Origin of the sequence: Candidatus Phytoplasma crotalariae (genome assembly GCF_030586865.1) — a bacterium.
GTDB classification, from domain to species: domain Bacteria; phylum Bacillota_I; class Bacilli_A; order Acholeplasmatales; family Acholeplasmataceae; genus Phytoplasma; species Phytoplasma citri.
The window spans coordinates 1-2,758 of sequence record NZ_JAOSIR010000043.1 but is presented as its reverse complement, the minus strand read 5'-3'; the positions used below and the strand labels follow the sequence as shown (position 1 = coordinate 2,758).

Sequence of the window (2,758 nt, the reverse complement as noted above, 5' to 3'; positions counted from 1 at the left end):
TCTGACATTTTTTCATCTGTCTGACCGACCATACCCTTTCAGAGTTTATCGACCCTGGTTATTGGTTAAATAACACGAAATTTAGGCATCTTTGGCGCCCTAACTAGTTAAATGATTAGCTGTAAATATTAATCGAAGGCATATTGTTTTTAAAAATAATTTGAAAAATTATAATCCTTTAAATTTATTTTTTAATAAAGTAAAAATAATTTTTTCTCTTATTTATAATTTAAAAATAAATTCGTAAAGATAAAAATAAGATATTTTTGTTAAAAGATCAATTTTTGGATTTATCATTATCATTAATAAATCTAATTAATATTAATTTTTATAAACAATAAATTTAAATTGTTACATGTTTTTTAATATTAATATTGAAAATAAAATTATTTTTTAATATTTTTAAAATAATAAAGAATTCATAATTATGTAATTTAAAAATTAAATTTTCCATTATTATGAAAATAAAATTTCAAAAAATTATATAATAAAAATGTATTAAATATTTAATAAAATTTATATAATTATTAATTTTATCTTAATATATTAAATTTAAATAAAATAATATGAACATTTTTTTGATTTGAGAAACTAAATTAATAATATTTTTTCTATTAATATTAAACATATATATTTAAGAAAAAAAATTGCAATTTAATCAAATTATATTTTTATTTAATAAAATTATTATTAAGTTTTTAAAAATATTCATCAATTTATAAAAAAATTTATAAATATTTGTCAATTTCATTAGAAAGTTGTTTATCATATGAATTTCAAGTTTACAAAAAAAATCAATATGATTTGTTTATTTATCATTTGCTTAGCTTTAATATTTATAAATAATCGAAAATCTTATATATTTTACGCTGGTTCGAATTATTCAGCAGTTAAAAGAACAGAATCTTCTGAAATATTATTTGATTGTTCGGAAACAAAAGTAGAAATTTTAAGAGAAAAAATAGATCAATTGTCCAGGAAAAAAAATGAATTATTAAAAGAAATTGATACAGTAAACAAAGAATTGTTATTGTTGAATTCCAGAATTAAAAATAAATCCAATTTTAATGTTTCTAAAAATTTTTTTAAATATCAAATTTCTTGCTTAAAAGAAAAAAAAAATAATCTTAAAACAAATTTATATGACTTACATTTAGAACAAATAGAATTGGAACTTAAATTAAGAAAAAAATTAGATTTTTTAAAGAAAAAATAATGTCGCGCTTTTTTAAAATTAATAAAGCACTAATCCGTCAATGAATAAATTTATCAATCATTATCAAAATATGGGCACCAAAGAGGCCTAAATTTCGTGCTATTTAACCAATAGCCAGGGCTGATAAAACCTGAAAGGAATGAGGTTTTCCCAAACTTTAGACACTTTTTACTTTTTAAAATTTTTGAAGACTAACTCTTAAGTTAGTCTTTTTTTTGTTTTAAAAGGCATCTTTGGCACTCTAATTTTTTTAATAATAATTTTCAACAAATATGTGAAGTAAAATTAATTCTTTTATCGAATAAAATAAATCTAACTTTTTAGTTTTTTAAATATCATTATAATATTTTTGTGAATAAATGAAGTAATTATGTTTGATACTTAATTAAGTTATTAGAATCTAGAATGAACGGACAATAAATTTTTTTGGTTGTGTATTCCGAAATATATTGATATCATTGAATAATTTTAAAGGGAATATAAATCCTCTAAATTATATAAAAAATATCTTTTTGGTTTTGAATTACTTCTTGTTGATATCCTTTTTTAGAAAAAAAACCTAAAATAATATATTTTTTAACACTTTTGGTATCATCTATTTTTTGAAGATAAAAAGGTAATCCACCCAAAATACTATAAAAAATAATTTTCTCTTCTAAACTAGCTCGAAGATAAAACAAATGAGATTCTGCATAATCAAAAGTTTTTAATTTAATTCTACCATAAAGAGGTTTATAATACACAAACATATCTTCTAACATCCCTATATGACTGCCTGATAAATTAATTTGATATTAGAGTTTTGTAAATATTTATCAATAATATTTTGTAAAATAGACAAAATATCTGCATTATTTTTTAATAAATAAGAAAATTCATAAATTATAAGAATAATTTTTTGATGTTGACTTTTTTAGCTAAATATATAAAAAGATTCTCGTAATTACTAAAAGTAATAGGTTCCTTAAAATAAAAGGAAATCTCTTAACTTAATCTTTGTAAATTAATATCTAAACCTGTTTCTTCAGCTACAAAATATATAGAAGAAAAATGTTTATTAATTTCTTTCAATAATTTAGTTTTTCTTATTCTTCTGCGTCCATAAATTAAACCAAATTCAAAATGATTAGAATTTATTTTTCTTTTAAAATTTTTAATTCTTTTTTCGAACAATAAACAAAAAACTGTTTGTAAAAAAACTATCTTATAACACATTATATCATTTTTATTATATTATTTATTTTTTATATTTTTAATTTAATAAAAATATTAAAATATTTTGGTTCAATTAAATTATTTAACATAATTTTAACTCAAGAAAAATATTCTAATTTATAAATAATTATTACCATCGTTTCATCTTGTGTAAAACAAGTATAATTATTAAATTAGACAAAAAAGAATTAATGAAGCATATATAAGAGAATTGGTTTTTTTCGTTGTTAAAACACAAAGGTTGAAAAAAAGTGATTATTTTGGAAGTACTTGTGCTAGAAACTACAAGGGTGATTATTCTCTTTTCTTTTTCATTCATTTCTTTGA

The 2,758-nt window shown here is 18.8% G+C and carries 4 protein-coding genes; 1 reads left to right on the top strand and 3 read right to left on the bottom strand.

What is annotated here, in order from left to right; genetic code table 11:
- Positions 1–799 precede the first annotated feature (799 nt).
- Entirely contained in the window at positions 800–1,216 is a 417-nt protein-coding gene (locus OC683_RS02250; protein WP_304514919.1) for an effector protein, read from the top strand.
- A gap of 488 nt (positions 1,217–1,704) precedes the next feature.
- Here OC683_RS02250 and OC683_RS02245 read toward each other — a convergent pair whose 3' ends face one another.
- From OC683_RS02245 to OC683_RS02235, 3 genes are all read right to left on the bottom strand, one after another.
- Positions 1,705–1,965, bottom strand: coding sequence for an ATP-binding protein (locus OC683_RS02245; RefSeq protein ID WP_304514918.1), 261 nt, complete (start codon positions 1,963–1,965; stop codon positions 1,705–1,707).
- A 235-nt stretch (positions 1,966–2,200) separates the two neighbouring features.
- Positions 2,201–2,431 carry a hypothetical protein gene (locus OC683_RS02240; protein ID WP_304514917.1) on the bottom strand — a complete coding sequence of 77 codons (231 nt, stop codon included), beginning with the start codon at positions 2,429–2,431 and terminating at the stop codon, positions 2,201–2,203.
- A 130-nt stretch (positions 2,432–2,561) separates the two neighbouring features.
- A partial coding sequence (locus OC683_RS02235) for a hypothetical protein (protein WP_304514916.1) occupies positions 2,562–2,758 on the bottom strand: 197 nt, incomplete at its 5' end.